General features: G+C 69.6%; 18 protein-coding genes and 2 tRNA genes. 8 read left to right on the top strand and 12 right to left on the bottom strand.

The features are described 5' to 3' along the window. Nucleotides 1-125 precede the first annotated feature (125 nt). On the top strand, nucleotides 126-9,482 hold the full coding sequence (locus T333_RS17955) for a fatty acid synthase subunit beta domain-containing protein (RefSeq protein WP_496425147.1): 9,357 nt from the start codon (nucleotides 126-128) through the stop codon (nucleotides 9,480-9,482). A 132-nt stretch (nucleotides 9,483-9,614) separates the two neighbouring features. Continuing rightward, nucleotides 9,615-10,052, top strand: a complete 438-nt coding sequence (gene acpS, locus T333_RS17950) for a holo-ACP synthase AcpS (protein ID WP_067788698.1) — start codon at nucleotides 9,615-9,617, stop codon at nucleotides 10,050-10,052. 6 nt (nucleotides 10,053-10,058) lie between these two features. On the opposite strand, the gene T333_RS17945 is transcribed toward acpS, so the two are convergent. Continuing rightward, on the bottom strand, nucleotides 10,059-10,679 hold the full coding sequence (locus tag T333_RS17945) for a TetR/AcrR family transcriptional regulator (RefSeq protein ID WP_357455373.1): 621 nt from the start codon (nucleotides 10,677-10,679) through the stop codon (nucleotides 10,059-10,061). A 407-nt stretch (nucleotides 10,680-11,086) separates the two neighbouring features. Here T333_RS17945 and T333_RS17940 point away from each other — a divergent pair, with 407 nt between their 5' ends. Next, nucleotides 11,087-12,304 (top strand): hypothetical protein, encoded by a 1,218-nt coding sequence (locus T333_RS17940; protein WP_355000943.1) that lies wholly within the window; start codon nucleotides 11,087-11,089, stop codon nucleotides 12,302-12,304. Between the two features lie 102 nt (nucleotides 12,305-12,406). On the opposite strand, the gene T333_RS17935 is transcribed toward T333_RS17940, so the two are convergent. Next, complete coding sequence (locus T333_RS17935) at nucleotides 12,407-13,195, bottom strand: ABC transporter permease (RefSeq protein ID WP_355001159.1); 789 nt, start codon at nucleotides 13,193-13,195, stop codon at nucleotides 12,407-12,409. 14 nt (nucleotides 13,196-13,209) lie between these two features. Continuing rightward, nucleotides 13,210-14,184 (bottom strand): ATP-binding cassette domain-containing protein, encoded by a 975-nt coding sequence (locus tag T333_RS17930; RefSeq protein ID WP_355000942.1) that lies wholly within the window; start codon nucleotides 14,182-14,184, stop codon nucleotides 13,210-13,212. Between the two features lie 196 nt (nucleotides 14,185-14,380). On the opposite strand from T333_RS17930, the gene T333_RS17925 reads away from it, so the two are divergent. Further along, nucleotides 14,381-15,112 carry a TetR/AcrR family transcriptional regulator gene (locus T333_RS17925; RefSeq protein WP_355000941.1) on the top strand — a complete coding sequence of 244 codons (732 nt, stop codon included), beginning with the start codon at nucleotides 14,381-14,383 and terminating at the stop codon, nucleotides 15,110-15,112. 3 nt (nucleotides 15,113-15,115) lie between these two features. On the opposite strand, the gene bcp is transcribed toward T333_RS17925, so the two are convergent. Beyond that, nucleotides 15,116-15,586, bottom strand: coding sequence for a thioredoxin-dependent thiol peroxidase (bcp, locus tag T333_RS17920; RefSeq protein ID WP_357252250.1), 471 nt, complete (start codon nucleotides 15,584-15,586; stop codon nucleotides 15,116-15,118). A 140-nt stretch (nucleotides 15,587-15,726) separates the two neighbouring features. On the opposite strand from bcp, the gene T333_RS17915 reads away from it, so the two are divergent. Further along, nucleotides 15,727-15,948, top strand: coding sequence for a DUF3618 domain-containing protein (locus T333_RS17915; protein WP_097246090.1), 222 nt, complete (start codon nucleotides 15,727-15,729; stop codon nucleotides 15,946-15,948). 65 nt (nucleotides 15,949-16,013) lie between these two features. Here the strand turns inward: T333_RS17915 and T333_RS17910 are convergent, their stop codons facing one another. Both T333_RS17910 and T333_RS17905 read right to left on the bottom strand, forming a co-directional pair. Then, complete coding sequence (locus T333_RS17910; RefSeq protein WP_067788688.1) at nucleotides 16,014-16,310, bottom strand: excalibur calcium-binding domain-containing protein; 297 nt, start codon at nucleotides 16,308-16,310, stop codon at nucleotides 16,014-16,016. Between the two features lie 134 nt (nucleotides 16,311-16,444). Next, nucleotides 16,445-17,422: a pirin family protein gene (locus T333_RS17905; RefSeq protein WP_496425146.1), complete on the bottom strand. Its 978-nt coding sequence runs from the start codon at nucleotides 17,420-17,422 to the stop codon at nucleotides 16,445-16,447. Between the two features lie 79 nt (nucleotides 17,423-17,501). Here T333_RS17905 and T333_RS17900 point away from each other — a divergent pair, with 79 nt between their 5' ends. Then, nucleotides 17,502-17,966, top strand: coding sequence for a MarR family winged helix-turn-helix transcriptional regulator (locus T333_RS17900; protein ID WP_355000938.1), 465 nt, complete (start codon nucleotides 17,502-17,504; stop codon nucleotides 17,964-17,966). 3 nt (nucleotides 17,967-17,969) lie between these two features. Here T333_RS17900 and T333_RS17895 read toward each other — a convergent pair whose 3' ends face one another. From T333_RS17895 to T333_RS17885, 3 genes are all read right to left on the bottom strand, one after another. Continuing rightward, a complete protein-coding gene (locus T333_RS17895) occupies nucleotides 17,970-18,284 on the bottom strand; it encodes a hypothetical protein (RefSeq protein ID WP_355000937.1) in 315 nt (104 codons plus the stop codon). Between the two features lie 76 nt (nucleotides 18,285-18,360). Further along, complete coding sequence (locus T333_RS17890) at nucleotides 18,361-19,014, bottom strand: transglycosylase SLT domain-containing protein (protein ID WP_355000936.1); 654 nt, start codon at nucleotides 19,012-19,014, stop codon at nucleotides 18,361-18,363. A 692-nt stretch (nucleotides 19,015-19,706) separates the two neighbouring features. Next, a tRNA-Lys gene (locus T333_RS17885) sits at nucleotides 19,707-19,779 on the bottom strand. Nucleotides 19,780-20,090: 311 nt separating this feature from the next. Here T333_RS17885 and T333_RS17880 point away from each other — a divergent pair. Further along, entirely contained in the window at nucleotides 20,091-21,305 is a 1,215-nt protein-coding gene (locus tag T333_RS17880; RefSeq protein ID WP_355000935.1) for a L,D-transpeptidase, read from the top strand. Nucleotides 21,306-21,375: 70 nt separating this feature from the next. Here the strand turns inward: T333_RS17880 and T333_RS17875 are convergent, their stop codons facing one another. The 3 genes from T333_RS17875 to orn all read right to left on the bottom strand — a co-directional run bounded on the left by T333_RS17875 (nucleotide 21,376) and on the right by orn (nucleotide 22,721). After that, entirely contained in the window at nucleotides 21,376-21,726 is a 351-nt protein-coding gene (locus T333_RS17875) for a hypothetical protein (RefSeq protein ID WP_355000934.1), read from the bottom strand. A 214-nt stretch (nucleotides 21,727-21,940) separates the two neighbouring features. Then, nucleotides 21,941-22,016: transfer RNA gene (locus tag T333_RS17870), tRNA-His, on the bottom strand. A 54-nt stretch (nucleotides 22,017-22,070) separates the two neighbouring features. Then, a complete protein-coding gene (orn, locus tag T333_RS17865; RefSeq protein ID WP_355000933.1) occupies nucleotides 22,071-22,721 on the bottom strand; it encodes an oligoribonuclease in 651 nt (216 codons plus the stop codon). Nucleotides 22,722-23,091: 370 nt separating this feature from the next. Here orn and T333_RS17860 point away from each other — a divergent pair, with 370 nt between their 5' ends. After that, a complete protein-coding gene (locus tag T333_RS17860) occupies nucleotides 23,092-24,870 on the top strand; it encodes a helicase HerA-like domain-containing protein (RefSeq protein ID WP_496425145.1) in 1,779 nt (592 codons plus the stop codon). Nucleotides 24,871-24,881 lie beyond the last annotated feature (11 nt).

Raw genomic sequence — 24,881 nt, 5'->3', positions numbered from 1 at the left:
ATTTCCTCATGATTTTGTGCCATCCTCGCCCGTATCAGGCCTAGAGGTCGAGGACGACCCGCGCACCTATAGGAAGCGGCGTGTCGACTACGGGCATGTCGCCAGGAGAAGGAAGTCGAAGCGTCTTGACGATCAACGAGAGCACCGAGACCGGAACCGGAGCGAGCGCGAAGGTGGTCAGGACTGCCGGGCAGGCAGCCGGCGTGCGATCGCCGCTGCTCGATCGTTTACTGAACGGGACGCCGTACGCGCTGGCCTTCGGCGGGCAGGGCGCGCAGTGGCTCGGCGAACTGGAGGAGATCGGGCGCGACAGCGCGCTGGAGCCGGAGCTGACCGCGTTGGTCAACGAGGCGGCCGCGCTGCTGGAACCCGTTGCGGCACAACTACTTGTCGTTCGTCCCGTCGGGTTCGACCCGATCGGGTGGATGCTCGAGGACGAACTGGTCGACACCGAGCAGGGTGAGACCTCGGCGGCGCCTTCGGAGCAGGTGCTGCGGTCCGCGTCCGTGTCGATGCCGGGCGTGCTGCTGACGCAGCTGGCCGCGCTTCGGGCGCTGCGGTTGCAGGGTCTCGATTTCGCCGAGCACGCGCCGGTCGCCGTCGTCGGACACTCGCAGGGGAAGCTGGCGGCCGCGGCGGTGCGGTCGGGCGGCGCGCGGGACGCGGAGCTGCTGGCGATCGCGCAGTTGATCGGCGCCGCGGGCAATCTGGTGGCGCGCAGGCGCGGGCTGATGCCGGTGGGCGAGCGTTCGCCGATGGTGGCGGTATCGAACGTCGATCCCGGGCAGTTGCGCGCGGTGGTCGCGGAGGTCGCCGAAGGCGTGAATCCCGATGCGGCAGCGGTGGTCTCGATCCGCAACGGGCGGCGCCGGGCGGTGCTCTCGGGTGCCCCGACGCAGCTGGAGCGGGTGCGGCAGCGCTGCACGCAGATTTCCGAGGAGCAGACCCGTGCCCGCGACGCGAAGGTGCGCGGCGGTGCGGTGTTCGCCCCGGTCTTCGAGGACGTGCTGGTCGACGTCGCCTTCCATCATCCGGCCCTGGCCGAGACGGTGGAAATGGTGGCGGGCTGGGCCACTCAGTGCGGACTGGACGCGGAGCTGGCCGGTTCGCTCGCCAAGTCCATCCTGGTCGACCCGGTGGACTGGGTGCAGTCCGTCGACGACATGGTCGACGCGGGCGCGCAGTGGATTCTGGATCTGGGCCCCGGCGATCTGCTCAGCCGTATCACCGGCGGCACGTTGAAGGGCAGTGGCGTCGGCATCGTCGCCGCCGCGACCCGCCCGGGCCAGCGCAGCCTGCTGACCCCCGGCGCGGCTCCGGAGCAGGCGCGGCCGTGGTCGGACTACGCGCCGCGCCCGGTGCGGCTGCCGAACGGCCGGATCGTGGTGGAGACCGCGTTCACCAAGCTGACCGGTCGCTCGCCGATCCTGCTCGCGGGCATGACGCCGACCACGGTGGACGCCAAGATCGTCGCGGCCGCGGCGAACGCGGGCCACTGGGCCGAGCTCGCGGGCGGCGGCCAGGTGACCGAGCAGATCTTCGCCGACCGGGTCGCCGAGCTGAAGAAGCTGCTGCAGCCCGGTCGCGCGGTGCAGTTCAACTCGCTGTTCCTCGATCCCTACCTGTGGAAGTTGCAGCTGGGCGGCAAGCGCCTCGTGCAGCGGGCCCGCAGCGCGGGCGCTCCGTTCGACGGTGTGATCGTCACCGCGGGCATCCCGGAGCTCGACGAGGCCGTCGCGCTCATTCAGGAACTCACCGAGGTCGGCATCTCGCACGTCGCGTTCAAGCCGGGCACCGTCGCGCAGATCCGCGCCGTGCTGCGCATCGCCGACGAGGTGCCGGACTACCCGGTGATCATGCACATCGAGGGCGGCAAAGCGGGCGGCCACCACTCCTGGGAGGACCTGGACGACCTGCTGCTGGAGACCTACGCCGAACTGCGCAACCGCGCCAACGTGGTGGTCTGCGTCGGTGGCGGCATCGGAACCCCCGAGCGCGCCACGGAATACCTCACCGGCGCGTGGTCGCAGGCGCACGGCTACCCGGTGATGCCGCTGGACGGCGTGCTGGTCGGCACCGCGGCGATGGCGACGCTGGAGGCGACCACCGCACCCGAGGTCAAGCAGCTGCTCGTCGACACCCCCGGAACCCCGGACTGGGTCGGGGCGGGTACCGCGTCCGGCGGAATGGCTTCGGGCCGTAGCCAATTGGGCGCCGACATCCACGAGATCGACAACGCCGCCTCGCGCACCGGCCGCCTGCTCGACGAGGTCGCGGGCGACGCCGACGCGGTCGCCGCCCGGCGCGCGGAGATCATCGAGGCCCTCGATGGCACGGCCAAGCCGTACTTCGGCGATCTCGGCTCGATGACGTATCTGGAATGGCTGGAGCGCTACGTCGAGCTGGCCGTCGGCCTGGACCGCCGCAAGGACTTCGACTGCGGCAGCGACCTCGGCGACGCCATCCTCGACGCCACCCGTTCGGTGTGGCTCGACATCACCTGGCGCGACCGCTTCGCGGAGATGATGCGCCGCACCGAGTCCCGGCTGCACCCGGCCGACCGCGGCGAGATTCCGACGCTGTTCGCCGACGACGAGGCGTTCGAGCGCCCGGTCGACGCCTTGTGCACGCTGAAGAAGCAGTACCCGGCCGCCGAGCAGACCCTGCTGCACCCCGCCGATGTGCCGTTCTTCATCGCGCTGTGCAAGACGCCCGGCAAGCCGGTCAACTTCGTGCCGGTCGTCGACGCCGACGTGCGGCGCTGGTGGCGCTCGGATTCCCTGTGGCAGGCGCACGATCCGCGCTACTCCGCCGATCAGGTGTGCGTCATCCCCGGCACCGTGTCCGTCGCGGGCATCACCCGGGTGGACGAGCCGGTCGGCGAGCTGCTGGATCGCTTCGAGCAGGACACCGCCTACTCGCTGGTGCGCGAGGGCGTGGTGCCCACCCCGATCGACGCGCGCCGCGCTGCTGGCGTGACGAGCGGCCCGATCGACGCGGTGCTGGCCGCACCGGACGTGGAGTGGGCGGGCCGTACCACCGTGAACCCGGTGCACCGGCTCGGCGACCACACCGAATGGACCGTGGACGGCAAGGGCGCCGTGCACCCGCGCACCGGAGCCACCCTGGTCGAGACCACCGGTCCGGAGGCCGACCACTCCTACGTCGAGCTGACTGTCCCGCTGCTGCGCAGCGACGCGGTGCGCATCCGGATCACCGTGCCCGTTTCCATCTACAACGGCGGCGCGCCGGTCGTCACCGAGGCTGATGCCGAGGCCGCCATGGCGGCGCTGCTCGCGGTCGCGGCCGGGCAGTCGCTGCCGGAGGTCAAGGGCTCGGCGGCGCACGTCAACCTGGCCTGGACCCCGGATCTGATCGCCGACCACGCCGGTGTCACCGGCTCGGGTCTGCCCGCCTCGCTCAGCACGCTGGGCCGCACCGCGCCCGACGTGCTGGTCGGCGCCTGCTGGCCCGCCGTGTTCGCGGTGCTCGGCGCCACCCGCACCGGCGACGCGCGCTCGGTCATCGAGGGCATGCTCGACCTGGTGCACCTCGACCACCAGATCGAGCTGCTGCGCGAACTGCCCAGCACCACGAGCATTCTCGTGGTGCGCGCGGAGTCGAAGTCGGTGCTCGACACCGACATGGGCCGCGTCGTCGAGGTGGAGGTCACCGTCGGCGAGATGCGTGACAAGGGCCTGGACGTGGTGCCGCTGGCCCGGCTCAGCGAGCGCTTCGCCATCCGCGGCCGCAACGGCGCGGGCGAACTGGCCGACCCGCCGCGGGCCGCGGGCACCGCCGCGTCGGCCACCGACACCCCCCGCCGCCGTCGCCGCGACGTCACCCTCGTCGCGCCGCGCGCCATGCACGCTTTCGCCGCGGTGTCCGGCGACCACAACCCGATCCACACCAGCGACAACGCCGCCAAGCTCGCCGGGCTGGGCAGCCCGATCGTGCACGGCATGTGGCTGTCGGCCGCCGCGCAGCACGCGGTGTCCGCCGTGGATCCCGAAAGCTCGGTTCCCGCACGGACTCTCACCGCATGGACCACGCGCTTCCTCGGCATGGTGCGTCCGGGTGCGGAGATCGACGTGCGGGTCGAGCGGATCGCCGTCGACGCGGGCAGCGAGATCGTCGAGGTTTCCTGCCGCACGGGCGGCGATCTCGTGATGACCGCGACCGGCCGCACGAAGGCGCCGAAGACCGTGTACGCCTTCCCGGGGCAGGGCATCCAGCGCAAGGGGATGGGTCTGGACGCCCGGTCGCGGTCCAAAGCGGCCAAGGACATCTGGGAGCGCGCCGACAAGCACACCCGCGAGGCGCTCGGCTTCTCGATCCTGGCCGTGGTGCGCGACAACCCGACCTACCTCAAGGCGCGCGGCGTCGAACACCGGCACCCGGACGGCGTGCTGCACCTGACGCAGTTCACCCAGGTCGCCATGGCGACCCTGGGCGTCGCGCAGGTCGCCGAGCTGCGCGAGGCGGGTGCGTTCGTCGAGGGCGCCATGCTCGCGGGCCACTCGGTCGGTGAATACAACGCGCTCGCCGCGGTCGCCGGGGTGCTGCCGCTCGAGGCGGTGCTCGAGGTGGTGTTCCAGCGCGGTTCGGCGATGCACGAGCTCGTGCCGCGGGATGCCCAGGGCCGCAGCGACTATCGGATGGCCGCCATCCGGCCCTCGCAGATCGGCCTGCCCGACGAGGACGTGATCGGCTTCGTCCAAGGCGTGTCCGAGCAGACCGGCGAATTCCTCGAGGTCGTCAACCTGAACCTGCGCGGCTCGCAGTACGCGATCGCGGGCACGGTGGCGGGCCTGGACGCGCTGGAGACCGAGATCGACCGCCGCCGGGCCGAATTCGGCGGCAAGCGGGCGTTCATCCTGGTGCCCGGCATCGACGTGCCGTTCCACTCCACCGTGCTGCGCAAGGGCGTGCCGGAGTTCCGGCAGAAGCTCGAGCAGCTGCTGCCCGCGGACCTGCGGCCGGACGTGCTGGTCGGCCGTTACATCCCGAACCTGGTGCCGAGGCCGTTCTCGCTGGAGCGCGATTTCGTCCAGGAGATCGCCGACCTGGTGCCCTCGGAACCGCTCGCCGCGGTGCTCGCCGATTTCGACAGCTGGGCGGCTCGGCCGACCGATCTGTGCCGTGTGGTGCTGATCGAGCTGCTCGCCTGGCAGTTCGCCAGCCCGGTGCGCTGGATCGAGACTCAGGACCTGCTGTTCACCGACGCCGAGAACGGCGGGCTCGGTGTCGAGCGGTTCGTCGAGATCGGTCTCGGCGCGACGCCGACCGTGGCGAACCTGGCCAGCCAGACACTGAAGCTGCCCAGCTTCGGCACCGCCACCGTCGAGGTGCTCAACATCGAGCGCGAGGCCGCGGTCGTCTACGCGACCGACACCGACCCCGCCCCGGTCGACGAGCCCGACGAGACCCCGGCCGAGACCGCCGCCCCGGTCGCCGCCGCGCCCGCCGCGGTGGCCGCACCGGCCCCGGTCGCGAGCTCGGGCGGTCCCCGTCCCGACGACATCCTGTTCACCGCCGCCGACGCCACCCGGGTGCTCATCGCCCTGTGGACCAAGCTGCGGCTGGACCAGATCGGCCCGGTGGACACCATCGAGGGCCTCTGCGACGGCGTCTCCTCGCGGCGCAACCAGCTCCTCGTCGACCTCGGCTCGGAACTCTCGCTCGGCGCCATCGACGGCGCGGCCGACGCCGACATGGGTGCGCTCTCGGCCACCGTCGAGCGGCTGGCGCGCACCTACAAGCCGTTCGGTTCGGTGCTCTCCGACTCGATCAACGACCACCTGCGCAAGGTGTTCGGCCCGTCCGGCAAGCGGCCCGCCGCGATCGCCGAGCGCGTCAAGAAGGTGTGGGAACTCGGCGACGGCTGGGCCAGCCACGTCACCGCCGAGGTCTCGCTCGGCACCCGGGAAGGCGCCAGCGTGCGCGGCGGCGATCTCGGCGGACTCGTCTCGGGCGCGTTGAACGACGCGGCCTCGGTCGACGCCGCCATCGACGCGGCCGTGCAGGCCGTCGCCGCTCGGCGCGGTGTCGCGGTGTCGCTGCCCACGGCGGGCGGTGGCGGCGGCGCCACGGTCGACGCGGCGGCGCTCGGCGAGTTCACCGAGCAGATCACCGGCCGCGACGGCGTGCTCGCCTCGGCGGCGCGGGTCATCCTGGAGCAGCTCGGCCTCACTGATCGGGTGTCGGCGCCGGAGGCCACCGACGACACGCTGGTCGACCTGGTCTCGGCCGAATTGGGTTCGGACTGGCCGCGTTTGGTCGCGCCCGCGTTCGACGCACGCAAGGCGGTGCTGATCGACGACCGCTGGGCGACCGCGCGCGAGGATCTGGCGCGGCTGTGGCTGCTCGACGACTCGCACACGGCCGACGGCTCGGTCATCGGCTTCCTCGGTGCGGGCGAAGCCGTTGCCGCGCAGGCCGAATGGTGGCGCGAGCAGGCCAAGCACGAGGCGCGCTCGGTGCTGGCGGGCCTCTACGAGCGGATCGCCGAGGCCGCGCGCACCACCGAGGAGCCGGGCCTGTGGTCCGACGACATCGCGGTGATCACCGGCGCGAGCAAGGGTTCCATCGCCGCGGCGGTGACCGGACGCCTGCTCGGCGGCGGCGCGACCGTCATCGTCACCACCTCGGGTCTGAACGACGACCGTCTCGGCTTCTACAAGAAGCTCTACCGCGAGAACGCCAGGCACGGCGCCGCCCTGTGGGTCGTGCCCGCGAACATGGCCTCCTACCAGGACGTCGACGCGCTGATCGACTGGGTCGGCAGCGAACAGGTCGACAACGCGGGCGGCGCGAAGGTCAAGATCAAGGACGCCATGACGCCGACCGTGCTGCTGCCGTTCGCGGCGCCGCGGGTGGCGGGCGACCTGGCCGACGCGGGCGCGCGCGCCGAAATGGAGATGCGCGTGCTGCTCTGGTCGGTGGAGCGGCTGATCGGCGGGCTGTCCAAGCTCGGCGCCGATCACGACGTGGACGCGAAACTGCATGTGGTGCTGCCCGGTTCGCCGAACCGCGGCATGTTCGGCGGCGACGGCGCCTACGGTGAGTCCAAGGCCGCGCTCGACGCGGTGGTCGCCAAGTGGCGAGCCGAGAAGTCCTGGTCGACGCGGGTCACCCTGGTGCACGCGCTGATCGGCTGGGTGCGCGGCACCGGCCTGATGGGCCACAACGACCCGATGGTCGAGGCCGTAGAGAAGGCGGGCGTGCAGACCTGGTCCACCACCGAGATGGCCGACGAGCTGCTCAAGTGGTGCACCTCGCGGGCTCGTCAGGTGACGGCCACCGGTCCGCAGCAGATCGACCTGACCGGCGGACTGGCCAGGGCCAAGCTGGATCTGCCCGCGCTGGCCAAGGAAGCGGCCGAGCAGGAGACGGCGGAATCCGTGGAAACCGCCGCGGCCGCGACCATTCCGGCCCTGCCCGCGCCGCCGACCATGACTTCGGCGCTGCCGGCGCCCGAATGGGGCGAGGTCACCGCCGACCTGGCCGACATGGTGGTCATCGTCGGCGCGGCCGAACTCGGACCGTACGGCTCCTCGCGCACCCGCTTCGAGATGGAGGTCTCCGACGAGCTCTCCGCCGCGGGCGTGCTCGAACTCGCCTGGACCACCGGCATGGTGACCTGGGAGAACGATCCCAAGCCGGGCTGGTACGACGCCGAATCCGGTGACTACGTCCCGGAATCCGAAGTGGCCGAGCGTTACCACGACGCCGTGGTCGCCCGCTGCGGCATCCGCCGCTACGAGGACGACGGCGCCATGCTCGACAACACCGCGCCGCTGATGACCTCGGTCTTCCTCGATCAGGATCTGTCGTTCACGGTCGGCAGCGAGGCCGAGGCCCGCGCCTTCCACGCGGCCGATCCGGAGCACACCGTCGTCACGGCGGTGCCGGACTCCGGCGACTGGACGGTGACCCGCAAGGCGGGCACCGAGATCCGGGTGCCGCGCAAGGCCAAGCTCTCGCGCACGGTCGGCGGCCAGATCCCGACCGGCTGGGATCCCACCATCTGGGGCATCTCCGCCGACATGGCCGCCTCGGTGGACCGGGTCGCGCTGTGGAACATCGTCTGCACGGTGGACGCGTTCCTCGGCTCCGGCTTCAGCCCCGCCGAGCTGATGAGCTGGGTGCATCCCTCGCTGGTCGCCAACACCCAGGGCACCGGCATGGGCGGCATGTCCTCGATGCGCTCGCTCTACGTCGACAACCTGCTCGGCGAGCCGCGGCCCAACGACATCCTGCAGGAGGCGCTGCCGAACGTGGCCCTCGCGCACGTGGTGCAGTCCTACGTGGGCAGCTACGGCGCGATGGTGCACCCGGTGGCGGCCTGCGCCACGGCGGCGGTGTCCGTAGAGGAGGGCGTCGACAAGATCCGGCTCGGCAAGGCCGAACTCGTGGTCGCGGGCGGCTACGACGACCTCGGGATCGAGGGGATCGTCGGCTTCGGTGACATGTCGGCTACCGCGGATTCGGCGACCATGAGCGCCAAGGGCATCAGCGACCGGTACTTCTCCCGCGCCAACGACCGCCGCCGCGGCGGCTTCGTGGAGTCGCAGGGTGGCGGCACCGTGCTGCTCGCCCGCGGTGACGTGGCGCTGGAAATGGGTCTTCCGGTGCTCGGCGTGGTGGCCTACGCGCAGTCCTTCGCCGACGGCGTGCACACCTCGATCCCGGCGCCCGGCCTCGGTGCGCTCGGCGCGGGTCGCGGCGGTCGCGAGTCTCGGTTCGCCGCGGAGCTGCGCAAGCTCGGCGTCACCCCGGACGAGATCGCGGTGGTGTCCAAGCACGACACCTCCACCGCGGCAAACGATCCCAACGAGTCCGAGCTGCACGAGCGGCTGGCCGGTGCGATCGGTCGTTCGGAAGGCGCGCCGCTGTTCGTGGTCTCGCAGAAGAGCCTGACCGGACACGCCAAGGGCGGTGCGGCCGCGTTCCAGCTGATCGGCCTGTGCCAGGTGCTGGAAACCGGTGTGGTGCCGCCGAACCGGAGTCTGGACTGTGTCGACGAGAAGATGCAGGCCTACCCGCACCTGGTGTGGCCGCGCGAGCCGCTGCGCTTCGGCGAGCGGTTCCCGCTCAAGGCCGGTCTGGTGACCTCGCTCGGCTTCGGGCACGTCTCGGGCCTGCTCGCGGTCGTGCACCCGCAGGCGTTCCTCCAGGCCATCGAGCCCGCGCGGCGCGAGGAGTACCAGCGCCAGGCCGAGCAGCGTCAGCTGGCCGGTCGGCAACGGTTCGCCGAGGCCATGTGCGGCGGCGCGCCGCTGTACGAGCGGCCCGCGGACCGGCGGCTCGGCGGAGAAGGCACGCCCGCCAAGCGGATTCGCCAGCTCGAGGCGGACATGCTGCTCTCGCCGCAGGCTCGCCTCGGCGCGGACGGCGCCTACCGCGCCGACGGATTCGGTTGCGGCACGGGCGCGGTCATCGTCGGGCAACTCGAGGGCGATGCCTCTTTGGATCGGTGACTTCGGCCACTACCCTTCACTCAGGCCGTCCGGCGCGGGCGGCCGGGACCCGGCGGGAACGCCGGGTCCGGTGAAGCGGGGTGCGGTCGCGCGAACGGCCGCGTTCCACGAGGCTCGAGGAGCTGCGACGCATTGACCATCCTGGGGATCGGCCTCGACTTGGTGACCATCTCCGAGTTCGCCGAACAGCTCGAGCGGTCTGGAACCACCATGCTCAGGGAGAGTTTCACCGCGGGTGAGCGGCGCTACTGCCAGAGCAAGGGCACCGATCCGGCGCGCAGTTTCGCCGCGCGCTGGGCCGCCAAGGAGGCAGTGCTCAAGGCCTGGGCCTCGTCGCGTTTCGCCCGCCGCCCGCAGATCGGCGACAACCCCTATCCGCTGATCGAGGTGGTCAACGACGCGTGGGGCAGGCCGAGCATCAAATTGCACGGTCTCGCGGCCGAATTCCTGCCGCGCGCCAGGGTGCATCTGTCCCTGACCCACGACGGCGATACCGCGGCGGCGATGGTGGTGTTGGAGGATCCGGGCGAGCTGGCCGACTTGATCGAGGGACGCGAAACGACCGCGTGAGCGCCGTCAGCGCTCGCTGGCGGTGCGGGATTCCTTCTCCGCGACAAGCAGATACGCGACCATCAGCCGCTTGAGTTCGGCGACGGCCTCGGCGTGCGACTGCTCGTCCTGGACCGAGAAGTTGAGCATCGAGTACACGACGTGCACGAGGACCTCGGCCATCATGGTGCGCCGGACCCGCGGCGTGCGCGGGGTGAGCGGCCGCAGCATCTGCGAGACGACCTCGGCGAATTGCTTCTCGTGGATGGCGCCGGTGGCGCGGGTGGACGGCGTGGACTGCATGGCCAGCCAGACCTCGCGCCGGGAGGGGTCGGTCATCCAGAGGTTGGCCAGGTGGTCGACGAACTGGTTCATGTGCCGCAGCCAGTCCAGCGAGGGCACTTCGCCGTGGAAGTCGGCCAGTTCCTGGGAAACGGCAACGAGATCTTGGCGATTCAGTTCGCAGACGATGACGTACTTGTTCGCGAAGAACTGGTACAGCGTGCCGATCGGGACCTCGGCGCGCGCCGCGACCTCTTCACAGGTGAACGATTCGAAACCGACCTCGACGAGCAACTCGCGGGACGCCTGGAGCAGCGCGTCGAACTTGCGTTTGCTGCGTTCCTGAGTCGGCCGCTTGCGCGGCATCAGCTCTTGCGGATCGTCCTGCAGTTCCAACGCGGGGTCCAGGTGTCGCTTGGACGGCGTCGCCCTGGCCTCCGTGTGTACTTCCACGTATCCAGGCTAGCGGTACCGACACACACGCGACACGCGCAGTTGGTCTGCGTGTTCAGGTCTGTCACATTTCACGACCCATCCGCGACGGTTGTGGCCGCGAACACTAACCGAGCGTGCGTGCATCCGCAGGCACGTTGCCAAGGGTGTTCGCCCACCTCGGCGCACCTTCGCCTTCGCTCCGGCGCGTGCGCGGGCTGAGGAAGGACTTCGTCCGCGTCCGTAGGGCGGGGCGATCCGGTCCGGACAGTCACTGGGAAGGCGTATCTGTGGTAGCTCGATCTGTGGTAACTCTCGGCGTTTCCACCGAACGTGGCGCCGTGCACGCGGTAGCGCTCGCCGACACCGGCGAGAAGCTCGTGGAGCGCGTGCTGGTGCACCGGGTGGCGAAGACGCACGGCGACAACAAGGCGGATGTGGCGGCGGCGGTCCAGGCCGCGATGGACTACGTCGCGGCGGAGGTCGGACAGGGACGGGAGATCGCGGGCGCCGCGGTCGCCTACCGCGACGCCGCCGAGCGGAAGGCCATCGTGACCCGGCTCGCGTCCGGGCCGTGGCGCACCGCGTCGCTGCTCTCGACGAAATCCGCGCACCTGAGCGCGGCGGGCGTGATGACCTGGCTCGCCGAGTTCGACGATCTGCTCGTCTGCGAGGTAGTTCCCGGATACCAGGCGTTCACGCTGGTCGACAAGGGTCGCGATCGGGTGCTCGCGGCGGTCGCGCAGACCGGTGGCACGAACGAGTCGTCGCTCGGCGCCGCGGTGACGGCCGCGTGGGACCAGTTCGAGGCGGCCGCCGTCCGCCCCGACGGGGTCGTGTTGATCGGCTCCGCCGCGGACGAACCGGCGGTGCGTGCGGCCGTGGATCGCTTCGGCGCGCCCGTGCTGCCCTGCAAGATCGCGTCGTCGGCCGCGGCCGTCGGCGCCGCGCTGTTCGCCATGGCCGACGTGCCGGAACTGGTCGACACCGTCGAAGAGCCACGCGGCGGCCGGAGTTCGACGGCGATGTTCGCGGCGGCCAGCGTGGCCGCGGCCGGTCTGGTCGTCGGCGGTGTCTACGCGGTCGGCGACTACTCCATCCGCTCGGTCGTCGCCGACGCGCGGAACACCGCCGACGCCCATGTGGTCCCCGGCACCGGATCGTCCAGTGGGATGGCCGTGGGTTCGTCGGTGCAGCCGGAGATCTTCGAGCGCGAAGACAAGGGTGCGTCGTCGGTCCCGCGGCAGTTGCCCGTGATCACTCCGGACAACCCTGCCGTCGCGCCGCAGACGGTGTTTCAACGCTGGGGCAGCGGCCAGGCGGGTCCGCTGACGCTGGAGGAGTTCGAGGCACTGCAGGAGTCCGACACCGCCGCCGCGTCGGTCCTCCCCGGCACCGGCATCCCGTCCACCACCAAGGTCGGCGCGCCCAACGACGCCATGTTGTTCCCGGGCGAGGCGCCCCCGCCGGCGGCCTTCACCCCGGAGTTCTACCAGTGGTGGGACAACCACCTGCGCTTGCTCGCGCAGTGGGCCTCGCAGCAGTGGTCGGAGGCCTGACTCCGAACAGCACGAAAGGCCCGGCGCCGCACTGGCGCCGGGCCTTTCGCTTGTCCGGCGCACCCTCGCGCTCGGTTCGGCCGCGGTCGAGTCGGCCTCGGATCAGGTGCGGGTGCGGTGTCGGAAGAGCGCGCCCGCCGCGAGGTAACCGACCACGGCGATGCCCGCGCACCACAGCACCGCGAGCAGGGCGCTGTCGCCGATGGGCGTCCCCATCAACAGACCGCGCATCGTCTCGATCACCGGCGTCACCGGCTGGTTCTCGGCGAACCGGTGCAACCAGCTCGGCATCGATTCGGTCGGCACGAACGCACTGCTCACGTAGGGCAGGAACATGAAGAAGAAGGTGAAACCGTTGGCCGCCTCCGGGTTTCGCGCGAGCAGGCCGAGGGCGGCCGACAGCCAGGACAGCGCGAGCACGTACATGGCGATCACCCCGAGCGCGCCGAGCCAGCGCAGCGGGTCGGTGGTCGGGCGGAAACCCAGCGCGACCGCGACCACGATGACGAGTCCGGTGGTGATCAGGTTGCGGATCAGGCTCTCGGCCACATGCCCGGTCAGCACCGCCGATCGCGCGATCGCCATGGTGCGGAACCGGTCGATGATGCCCTCGGCCAAGTCGGTCGAGATGCTGACGGCGGTGGTCGAGGCGCCGAAACCGGCGCACAGCAGGATGATTCCCGGCACCACGTAGTCGATGTACGCGCCGGGACCGACGTCCATCGCGCCACCGAAGACGTAGACGAACATCAGCAGGATCACGACCGGCAGCGCGATCGTCATGATCATGGTGTCGGGACTGCGCAGCGTGTGCCGCAGATTGCGGTCCAGCATGGTGCCGGAGTCCTGGACGGTGCGCAGCGCACGCAGGGCGGGGGACGGGGTGATCATGGTCGTCTCGTTTCTCATGCGGCCGATTCGGTGCGGCCTGGGTGGCCGGTCAAGGCGAAGAAGACGTCGTCGAGGTCCGGGGTGTGCACGGTCAGCCGCTCGACGGCGATGTCCAAGTCGGCGAACCGGTCGAGCAGGCGCTTCACCTCGGCCGCACTGCCGTCGGACGGCACCTGAAGGGTCAGCTGCTCCGGGTCCACCTGGCTACCCGCCGTGGGGACGGCGCGATCGTCGACGGCGCGGGCGGCGGCCGCGAGCAGGTGCCGGTCGGCGAAGCGAAGACGAATGTGGCCGCCGGGGGCGAGGCGCTTGAGCTCCTCGGGGGTGCCCTCGGCGACGATGCGTCCGCCGTCGAGCACGGCGATGCGGTCGGCGAGTTGGTCGGCCTCCTCCAGATACTGCGTGGTGAGGAAGATCGTCGCGCCGTCGTCGGCGAGTTCCTCGATGGCCGACCACAAGTCGCGGCGGCTGCGCGGGTCGAGGCCGGTGGTCGGTTCGTCCAGGAAGACGATGCGCGGCCTGCCCATCAGGCTCATCGCGAGGTCGAGGCGACGGCGCATGCCGCCGGAGTAGGTGGCGACCGGCCGGTCGGCGGCGTCGGCGAGGTCGAAACGTTCGAGCAGGTCGGCGGTGCGGCGGCGCGTCTCGGCCGAGCCGAGGTGCAGCAGCTTGCCGGTGAGGCGCAGGTTCTCGGTGCCGGTCAGCACGCCGTCGACGGCCGCGTACTGGCCGGTGACGCCGATCAGACCGCGGACGACGTCCGGCTCGCCCGCCAGATCGTGCCCGAAGACGCGGGCCTCGCCGCGATCCAGCGTGCTCAACGTGGCGAGGATGCGCACCAGGGTGGTCTTGCCCGCGCCGTTCGGTCCGAGCAGTGAGAAGACCGTTCCCGCTGCGACATTCAGATCGATGTCGGCGAGCACGGTGTGCGTGCCGAAGGACTTGCCGAGCCCGTGCACCGCGAGGGCGGGGGGTGGTTCGGGGGACATGGGATCTCCGATCCGGAAACTGTTTATCGAATAAACTCTGTTTATAGAGTAAGCAATTTTAGAGCGCAAGAGGTCCTGGGCGGGGAAACCTACGATCGCCACCACCGGACGTAGTTCGTCGACCGACCGCGCACGGCCGCAGCGGAGGCGGGAGGTACGCCTAGAGTCGAGGCGAGCGAAGGAGGCTGAAGGGGAGATGACGACGTCGGACGACGCGGCGCTACCGAAGTCGGTGGAACTGTTGTGGCGGCTCGATCAGCCGGGCGGGCGCGGCCCCAAACGCGGGCTGACGCTGGACCAGATCCTGGAGGCCGCGATCGAGGTGGCCGACGCGGAGGGTTACGCGGCGCTGTCGATGAACCGGGTGGCCCAGCAGCTCGGCTTCACCGCGATGTCGCTCTACCGGTACGTCGACAGCAAGAACACCCTGGTCGAGCTGTTGCTGGATCGGGTGATCGGCGAGCCGCCGCGCATCCCGCCAGGCACACCGTGGCGGACGGGGCTGGAGTACTGGGCCCGCAGCGAGTTCGAGGTGGTCGGGCGGCATCCGTGGTGGCTGGACATTCCGCTCAAGGCGCCGCCGATGGGCCCGAACAACATGGCGTGGCTCGAGGCGGGACTCGCGACGCTCGCCGAAACTCCGGTGCCCGAGCCGGTGCGGCTGCAGCTGGTGATGAATCTGTCGCTCTACGTCATCGGCAGGCGCTGGGCGGCGAGCAATGTGGTCGGCGGGACCGAGGGCGAGCAGGACTTCACCGCGGCGCTGCGGCGCGTGCTCGATCCGCAGCGGTTTCCCGCGATTCTCTCCGCCCTCGCCCACCAGGCCTTCGACCAGGACGACATCGACTGGGAGAAAGCCGATTTCGAGTTCGGCCTGGCGCGGATGCTGGACGGCTACGAGAGCCTCATCCGCTCCTTCGAGAGCTGACGTTCAGACCGACAGGTCGCGGCGCAACTTGGCGACGTGGCCGGTGGCGCGCACGTTGTACTGCGCGACCTCGATCTTGCCCTGCTCGTCCACCAGGAAGGTGGAACGGATGACGCCGGTGACGGTCTTGCCGTACATCGTCTTCTCGCCGAACGCGCCCCACGCGGTGAGCACCGCGCGGTCCGGATCGGACAGCAGCGGGAAGGTCAGTCCCTCGGCATCGCGGAACTTGGCCAGCTTGGCGGGCTTGTCCGGCGAGATGCCGAGGACGTCGATGCCCGCCTCGTTCAATTCGCCGAGGTTGTCGCGGAAGTCGCAGGCCTGCTTGGTGCAGCCGGGCGTGCTCGCGGCGGGGTAGAAGTAGACGATCACCTTGCGGCCGCGGAAGTCGGCGAGCGAGATCTCCTTGCCGTCGGCGTCGGGCAGTGTGAACGCGGGGGCGGTGTCGCCGGGGGAGAGTCGTTGGTTGGTCACGTCCTGCACGGTAACCGAACGCCCATCGGGCAGGCGGATACACTCGTCCGCGAGCCCTGGTGACTCGCGAACGGCCGGTGGGAACGTGGTCCCCGGCCCGGTTCGCGCCCGGCGGCACGCCCATCGACAGGAGGACATACGTGGCGAAGGACACCGAGCGGATCGAGCGGGAGATCGAGGCCGCCCGCACCCGGCTGGCGAGCACTCTGGACGAGATCGCCGTGCGCGCCGATCCGCAGCGGATCGCGGACGACACCAAGAGCATCGTCGTCGCCAAGCTGAACGAACCCAAGGTCAAGTACAGCCTGATCGGCGCCGGTGCGCTGGTCGTCGGCTTGGTGCTGGTGAAGCTCTTCCGCTGATTTCCCGGCAGACGAAAACACCCGGTGCGGCACTGCCACACCGGGTGTTTTCGTTTTGGGCGGTATCAGACCGTCGGGCAGGCGAATCCGTCGCCGTCGGGATCCAGGTGCGGGCCGAAGCCCGGCTCGCCGCGGAAGATCGGGGCGCGACCAGCCGCGCGGGCGTCGTCGCAGTTGGCGAAGGCGCCACCGGCCGAGCCGGTCTGGGACACGCCCGCCGAACCGGTCGCGGCGGAACCGGTGTCGATGGCGGAGGAGCCGGTTCCGGAAGAACCGGTCGGGGCGGCGGCCAGGGCGGCGGGCGCCGCGAGGATGGTCAGTCCAGCGACGGCGGCGCTGACGGTAAGCCGGCGAACGTTCATGTATTCCTCTGTGTGTGCTGCGGTGGGAGGGCGCCTTGACGAGCGACGCCGCACCCACTGTTGCGAGGGGCCGCCCAGTTGTCAACCGCGCGTCACCCGAATTAGGGCCATTAGGGGCTATAGGGCAGCCCGGTTCAGCGGGCCGGGCGGGTGCCGGAGAGGTGTTCCGCCGGGATGTTGCCCATTTGTCCCGACTGGAAGTCCTCTATCGCCTGGATGATCTCCGCGCGGCTGTTCATGACGAACGGGCCGTACTGGACGACGGGTTCGCGGATCGGTTGCCCGCCGAGCAGTAGCACCTCGAGATCGCCGGTGTGCTCGCGCTGCTTCGCATCCGCGTCGACCGAAATCGAATCGCCCGGTCCGAACACCGCGAGCTGACCCGCCCCGATCGGCCTGCGCTCGGCGCCGACCGTCCCACTGCCCGCGAGCACATAGGCCATCGCCGAGAAGTGCTGCGGCCAGGGCGTTTCCAGTCGGCCGCCCGGGGTGATCGAGGCGTGCGCGTAGGCGATCGGCGTGTAAGTCGATCCGGGACCGGCGAATCCGCCGATCTCACCCGCGATCAGTCGCACCAGCGCGCCGCCGTCGTTCGAGCTGACCAGCGTCAGTTCGCTGCCGCGCAGATCTTGATAGCGCGGCGCGGCGAACTTCATGGCCCGCGGCAGATTCACCCACAGCTGCACCCCGTGGAACAGTCCGCCGGCGACCACCAGTTCCTCGGGCGGCACCTCGTCGTGCAGGATGCCGGAGCCCGCGGTCATCCACTGCGTGTCGCCCTCGCTGATGACGCCGCCGCCACCGTTCGAGTCGTGATGCACCATGGTGCCGTCGAGCATGTAGGTAACGGTCTCGAAGCCGCGGTGCGGATGCCATGGCGCGCCCTTGGCCTCGTGCGGTTCGTAGGTCACCGGACCCATCTGGTCGAGCAGGATGAACGGGTCGGCGGAGCGCAGGTCCACGCTGGGGAACGGACGCGTCACCTCGAAGCCCGCGCCTTCGCGTTGCTTGTGCGCGGTGACGACCTGCCGGACCGGGCGTTCGCGCATGGTCTCGTCGGGACGGGGCAGGCGCGGCAGCACCAGGATGTTGTCGACGGCGATGGCGGGCATGGGGAGCACCTCCTGTGCAGGGGACCGGCCTCGGCCGGTTGGTGTCCATGTCAACCAAGTGGGGTTTAGGATCATTCCCGTGGCGCGATGGCTGAGCGACGACGAGCAGGAGACCTGGCAGGCCTACATCCGGCTGCGCCAGCGGATGGACGCGGCGATCATGGCCGGGCTGGCCCGCGACGGACTCTCCCTGGCCGACTATGAACTGCTCGTTCCGCTCTCCGCCGCGCCGCAGGGCCGACTGAGGGCCAAAGAACTCGCCGCCGAGGTGTGCTGGGAGAAGAGCAGGTTGTCCAAGCACCTGGCCAGGATGGCGGCGCGCGGGTTGGTCGAGCGGCGGCCCTCCGAGGAGGACGCGCGCGGGATCGTCGTCGAGCTGACGGCGGCGGGTCGTACCGCGCTCGAGCAGGCCGCGCCCAACCACGTGGATCTGGTTCGCCGCGTCTTCATCGATGCGATGACCGACGCGGAGGCGCGGGCGCTGCGCTCGCTGTCGGACAAGGTCAGCACCACCGCCGAGAGCGTGACCGATCTCGCGGTGTGACCACTACGACCACGGCGTGATCGGCGGCTTCACCCACAGCAGCTTCTCGTCCACGTGCGCGCGCGCCGCCGCCGCGTGATCGGGGTTGCGAACGGCCCACGCGTTCTTCTCGTCGAGCAGGCGGGCGACGACAAGCCAGGTCTCGTCGGTGCTCGGCGGGTTCGTTTCGGCGGCGCGGGCCAGCTTGCGGCGGGTCGCGGCGGGCATGTCGCGCAGTTCGGCGCCGCTGATATCGCGGTCCCAGAGATAGACGGCCAAGCGGCGGGCCTTCTCGGCCCTTCGGCTGACCGACGCGTCGGAGTGCGCGTAATCGGCCACCCGGGCATCCTACGACGAACGCCCCGCACCCGGTCGCGCTGACCGGAGGCGGGGCGTTCGTCGTACTGGAGACGGATCAGTACGCGCTGTTCACGTTGTCCATGCTGCCGTAGCGGTGCGCGGCGTAGTTGCAGGCCGCGACGATGTTGGCCACCGGATCCCAGACGTCGAACGGGGTGCCGGCCACGTGGTAGGCCGCGAAGGTCGGGTCGATGACCTGGAGCAGGCCCTTGGACGGGATGCCCGCGGCGGCGTTGGAGTCCCACAGGTTGATGGCCTGCGGGTTGCCGCTGGACTCGCGCATGATGTTGCGGTGGATGCCCTCGTAGGAGCCCGGGATGTTGTTGGCGGCCATGATGTCGAGGGCCTGGCGGATCCAGCCGTCCAGGTTGTTCTCGTACACCGGCGGAGCCGGGGCCGGGGCCGGGGCGGGCATCGGCGCGGGAACGGGTTCCGGCGCGGGCATCGGAGCCGGGACCGGAGCCGCAGCCTCGGGGGCCGGGGCGGGAGCGGGCAGGACTTCGGCGACGGGCGCGGCTTCCACCACGGGGGCGGGGGCGGCCGCGGGCTGCTGCTCGGCGACCACGGCGACGCGGGCCGGAACGCTGTCGTCGGCCACCGACACCGCCGACGAGGCGGCGACGGCCACGATGCCAGCCGCGGCTACGGCGAAGGTCAGGCCCTCGCGCAGGGTGGTGCGGCGCAGGGTGGAAAGGCGACTGTCAGGCATTTCTGAATCGGTTCCTTGTTCGGGGACAGGGCGGTCCGGCCGCACTCGGGCAGCGCGGATCCGGCGGCGGACGCTCATGGCGCTCGCCGGGAAAAGTCGATGTGCTGTTGTGGATTTTGTTGTGGGGGACACTCCGGTCCCCGGAACGCGGCAGGGCGGGTACCGGGCATCTCTGGCCCGGGCCGCGGCGTCGCGCGGAACTCCACAACAGTGGAGCGATAGGCGTAGGCGGGTGATCGGGGATCCGTTGCCGATCCGCACCCGCGACCGCCTGGACCAACTCGGGTCCGTCCGGTCGTTTTCCGAATGCGTGTAAACAACACCTCGGTCTAACCAAACCTCAGGTCTCTTTGCGACCTGATTGCAGAATGGTCACGGAAGGTTAACGGAAGGTGAACGAGACCTGAATGATAGATGCTGTCGATCTTGGAACGACCAGGGCTTCGTTACCGAAACGCGATTTACCAGGGCGTTTGCTTCTAAACGCGTTGTGCGCTAGGTCACAAAAATTGTGGAGTGACCTGCGTCTAATCAGGGTTTACAACCCCCGATAGGCCCTGTTCCAGGCTGTTCCGACCGCTTAGGTCACGGCGTCGTTACCATCGCGGAGATGATCGCCGAGCGACGATTCGGACACGAAAAGACCGTGCCCTTGTCCAATCGTGACTGGAAGCTAGGCACGGTCTGTACTGTGCGCCATCAGGGACTCGAACCCCGAACCCGCTGATTAAGAGTCAGCTGCTCTGCCAATTGAGCTAATGGCGCCTGCTCCGTGTTCCGGTGCGGGACAAAGATTAACAGGCCGGGGCCGCAGAAGTGAAATCGCCTGGTGAAGGGCCGTTTTGTGTGGTCGGCGACGGGTGTTAACACTGGGGGCTCCCGCGGGGATCTATCCGGTGGAACTCGGCCCGTTGCGCGTGTAGTTCGCGTTGGATCGGTCAGACCGGACTGGCAGAATGTTAGGAACGCGGTCTCGACCGATCCCGCCGGCGCGGTGGGTTGAGCTTCTTTCGTCGGTTGGATCCGAAGCCATCGGCGCGTGTCTGGACGGCGCCGAGACTTGAAACGGGGTTGATATGCGCATTGGTCGAGGTCGGCGGCGGTCGATACGAATACTCAGCGGACCTTTGGTAGTGCTCGCCGTGATCGCATTGGGATCTTCGGCCTGCTCGCCCTCGTCCGGTAGCGCGGACGCGGCGGTTGCCATCGACCGGAACCCGATCACCGAACTGATCAAACCGAAGCTGCTCGCTCCCGTCAAAGACGGCGACAAAGGCGTATCACCCGGCATGCCTATGACTTTCAAGGTCGACGACGGCAAGTTCACCAATGTGACGTTGGTCAACCAGCAGGGCAAGCCGGTCAGCGGCAACCTCGCCGCCGACGGGCGGACCTGGGAGACCGCCGAGGTGCTCGGTTACGGCAAGACCTACCAGCTGACCGCGGACGCCATCGGTCTCGGCGGCGCCAACACCACCACGCTGAGCTTCACCACGAGCTCGCCGAACAACCAGACCAAGCCGTATCTGATCCCGGGGGAGGGCGAAGTCGTCGGTATCGGTCAGCCGGTGGCGATTCAGTTCGACGAGAACATCCCGGACCGCAAGGCGGCCCAGGATGCGATCAAGATCACGACGAACCCGCCGGTGGAGGGTGCCTTCTACTGGGTGAACAACCGCGAAGTCCGTTGGCGGCCAGAGCATTTCTGGGCGCCGGGCACGCGGGTCGACATCCAGGTGAACGTCTACGGCAAGAACCTCGGCAACGGGCTGTACGGCCAGGACAACATCACCTCGCACTTCGTGGTCGGTGACGCTGTGATCTTCACCGCGGACGACGACACGCACCAGGTGACGGTCGAGCAGAACGGTCAGGTGATCCGCACCATGCCGACCTCGATGGGCAAGGACAGCACGCCCACCGACAACGGCATCTACATCGTCGCGGACAAGCACGAGAAGATCATCATGGACTCCTCGACCTACGGCGTGGCGGTGAACTCCGCGGACGGCTACCGTACGCCGGTCGACTTCGCGACCCGAATCTCCTACAGCGGCATCTTCTTCCACTCGGCTCCGTGGTCGGTGGCTCAGCAGGGTTACTCGAACGCCAGCCACGGCTGCCTGAACCTGAGTCCGGCGAATGCGCAGTGGGTGTTCAACTTCGCCAAGCGCGGTGACATCACGATCATCAAGAACACCGTGGGCGGCACGCTGTCCGGCACCGACGGCCTCGGTGACTGGAACATTCCGTGGTCGGAGTGGAAGGCGGGCAACGCGGACGTCGGATGACGCGCGAAAGCCCCTGAGCGGCAACGCAAAGGCCCCCGGCGAGTGCCGGGGGCCTTTGTCGTCGGTGGGCTCAGGGGATGATCGGCCCCGGGGTGCCCGCGCAGGTGAGGTTGGCGTTGAACGCGCTGCCCACGGCGGCGCAGAGCAGCGGGCCGCCGAAGAGGATCTTCTCCAAGGCGGGACCGGAGCCGGTGCCGGTGGAGCCGGTGGTCGTCGCGCCGCCCGAGGATCCGGTGCTGTGCGCGGAGCCACTGGTGATGCCCGCGGATCCGGTGTCGGCGGGCAGGTCGACCGGAGTCGCCTCGCGCGCCGCCGAGGCGGTGCCTCCGGACCCGCCGAGCAAGGTGGCGCCGACTAGTGCTGCGAGAACGGCGGAACGCTTCACGTAGTGCTGTCTTTCTCCCGGGCCGGGTGATGCCACGGCGGCACACCCTGGTGCCGCAGTTTACGGCCAGTGGGGGAGATGCGGGTCACATTTGGAAGTATCTGTGTTTCAGAACAAATTCCAGTGCTGGGCGGTGCGCCGAGTGGCGATGTCGTCCCGAATCGGCGCGGTCGGAACGGCGTTGGGTGCGCGGGGTGAATCGGCCCGGAAACGCGAAATGCGCGAGCCCACTGGACTCGCGCATTTCGCGTGGGGTGAGTGACGGGACTCGAACCCGCGACAGCCAGGATCACAACCTGGTGCTCTACCAACTGAACTACACTCACCATCGCCGGTAACTACCGGCGCGCTAGATACTAGCGTGCCACCCCCGCGATTCCCTAATCGGCTTCCAGTGCGCCGTTGCGCGGCGCCGAGGCGGCGGGCTTGGCGGTGCCGCTGAGCTCGGCGGCGACCGTGGCGATCTCCGTGCTGGACGGCCCGGGCGGCGCGACGAACGCGGTGCGCCGGTAGTACTCCAGCTCGCGGATGGACTCTTTGATGTCGGCGAGGGCGCGGTGGGTGAGGCCCTTCTCCGGCTGGCCGAAGTAGATGCGCGGGTACCAGCGGCGGCACAGCTCTTTGATGGAGCTCACATCGATCATCCGGTAGTGCAGGTGACTGTCCAGCGCGGGCATGTCGCGGGCGAGGAAGCCGCGGTCGGTGGCGATCGAGTTACCCGCCAGCGGAACCGTTCCCGCGGTGGGGGCGTAGGCGCGGATGTAGTCGAGCACCTGCTGCTCGGCCTCGGCGAGGGTGACGGTGGAGCGCCGCACCTCTTCGGTCAGACCGGAGCGCTCGTGCATGTCGGCGACGACCGGAGGCATCGCGGCCAGCGCCTCGTCATCGGCGTGGATGACGATGTCGACACCGTCACCGAGAATGTTGAGGTCGCTGTCGGTCACGAGCGCGGCCACCTCGATCAGCTTGTCGCTGTCCAGGCGCAGGCCGGTCATCTCGCAATCCATCCACACCACAAGTTTGTCGGACACTCAGGCAACCTTACTGGCATCCGCGCGGCCACCCTCGGCTGACAAGCACGTTCGCCTTCCGCGCGCCTACGGTGCTGATTTCTCGCGCGCCGAAGTGTCGTTCCCGCGGCCGGTGTTCGTCCGCACACAGGCTCGTGTCGGCGATGCCCGCGCGGGTACCCGGCCGCGGAACGCTCCCACCGGGGATACAGTTTCCGCAGAGATCGGCAAGGCGTACTTTCGCCTCCGCTCGGGCCGTGCGGGCTGTCGACGGACTCTGTCCGGCAGCGCCCACCAGGGGTACCTCCGCTGCGGCCACGCGCGAGCTGACGGCGGACCTACGCCCGGTTGGGCCCTAGGCGTTTTCGGTTCGACAGACGGAGGACGTGCGATGACCACTCCCGAGGAGAAGGCGGCCGCGGCGCGTAAGGCGGCCGACGAAGCGGCGCGAATCGCGGCCGAGGCGGCAGCCGCCGCGGAAGCCGCCGAGCGTGAGCTCGCCGAGCACCGAACTGAGGGGTCCGCCGCTCCGGGCGAGAATGCGCCGGACCGCGCGACGCGCGCCAGGCAGACGGCCGCGAAGGGCGGCGAGAGCCGCGCCTCGAAGAGTGCCGACGCGGATTCCGACTCGGCCAGGGTCGCCGACGCGAGCTCCGCCGCACAGGAGATCGCCGCGGGCTACGCCTTCGACGGCGCGGCGCTGGAACTGGGCACCGTGGTCGTGGACGGAACCGTGGATCCCACCGCGCGAGTGCGGATTCCGATGCGCACGGTGAACCGGCACGGCTTGGTCGCGGGCGCCACCGGAACCGGGAAGACCAAAACGCTCCAGGGCATCGCCGAGCAGCTGTCGCGGGCGGGCGTTCCGGTGGTGCTCGCCGACATCAAGGGCGATCTCTCCGGTTTGAGTCGGCCCGGCGAGGCCGACGACAAGATCAGCGCGAGGGCGCGGGACACGGGCGCGCCGGACTGGGCGCCCAGCGGTTTCCCGACGGAGTTCGTCTCGCTGGGCACCGGCGGTATCGGCGTGCCGATCCGGGCCACCATCACCTCGTTCGGCCCGGTGCTGCTGAGCAAGGTCCTCGACCTCAACGAGACGCAGGAATCGACCCTCGGGCTGATCTTCCACTGGGCCGACCAGCAGGGCCTCGCGCTGCTGGATCTCAAAGACCTTCGCGCGGTCATCACCCACTTGACCAGCCCCGACGGCAAGGCGGACCTGAAGGGCATCGGCGGTGTGTCGGCGCAGACCGCGGGCGTGATCCTGCGCGCGCTGGTCAACCTGGAGGCCGACGGCGGCGACACGTTCTTCGGCGAACCGGAACTGGACCCGGCCGATCTGGTCCGGGTCTCGGGCGGTCAGGGTGTGATCACGCTGTTCGAGCTCGGCGCGCAGGCGGCGCGGCCGGTGATGTTCTCCACATTTCTGATGTGGGTGCTCGCCGATCTGTTCCAGACGTTGCCCGAGGTCGGCGATGTCGACGAGCCCAAGCTGGTGTTCATCTTCGACGAGGCGCATCTGCTGTTCGACAACGCCTCGAAGGCGTTCCTGGATCAGGTCGAGCAGACGGTCAAACTGATCCGCTCGAAGGGTGTCGGCGTGTTCTTCTGCACGCAGCTGCCCACCGACATCCCGAACCAGGTGCTTTCGCAGCTCGGCGCGCGCGTTCAGCACGCGCTGCGCGCTTTCACCCCCGACGATCAGAAGGCGCTGTCCAAGACGGTCCGCACCTACCCGAAGACCTCGACCTACGACCTGGAGAAGGCGCTGACCTCGCTCGGCACCGGCGAGGCCGTGGTGACGGTTCTCTCCGAGACCGGCTCCCCGACGCCCGTGGCGTGGACCAGGATTCAGCCGCCGCGTTCGCTGATGGACACCATCGGCGAGGACGCCATCAAGTCCCAGGCGCTCTCCAGCGCGCTCGCCACGAAGTACGGCCAGACCATCGACCGCGAGTCCGCCTACGAGATGCTCACCGCGAAACTGGCCGCGGCCGAACCGGAGCAACCGGAAGCCGCCCCGGTACCCGGCCGCTCCCCGCGCCAAGAGGAAGAATCCGCCGCGGAACGCATCATGAAGAACCCGGCGGTGAAGAGCTTCCTCCGTTCGGCGGCATCCGCGGCGGGCCGCGAGATCAGCCGCACTCTGTTCGGCACCCGCCGCCGCTGAGCGGTCGGAGG

Source organism: Nocardia sp. CNS-044 (genome assembly GCF_059570515.1).
Note: the sequence above shows the minus strand (reverse complement) of the source record. Positions and strands in the feature narration are given on the sequence as shown.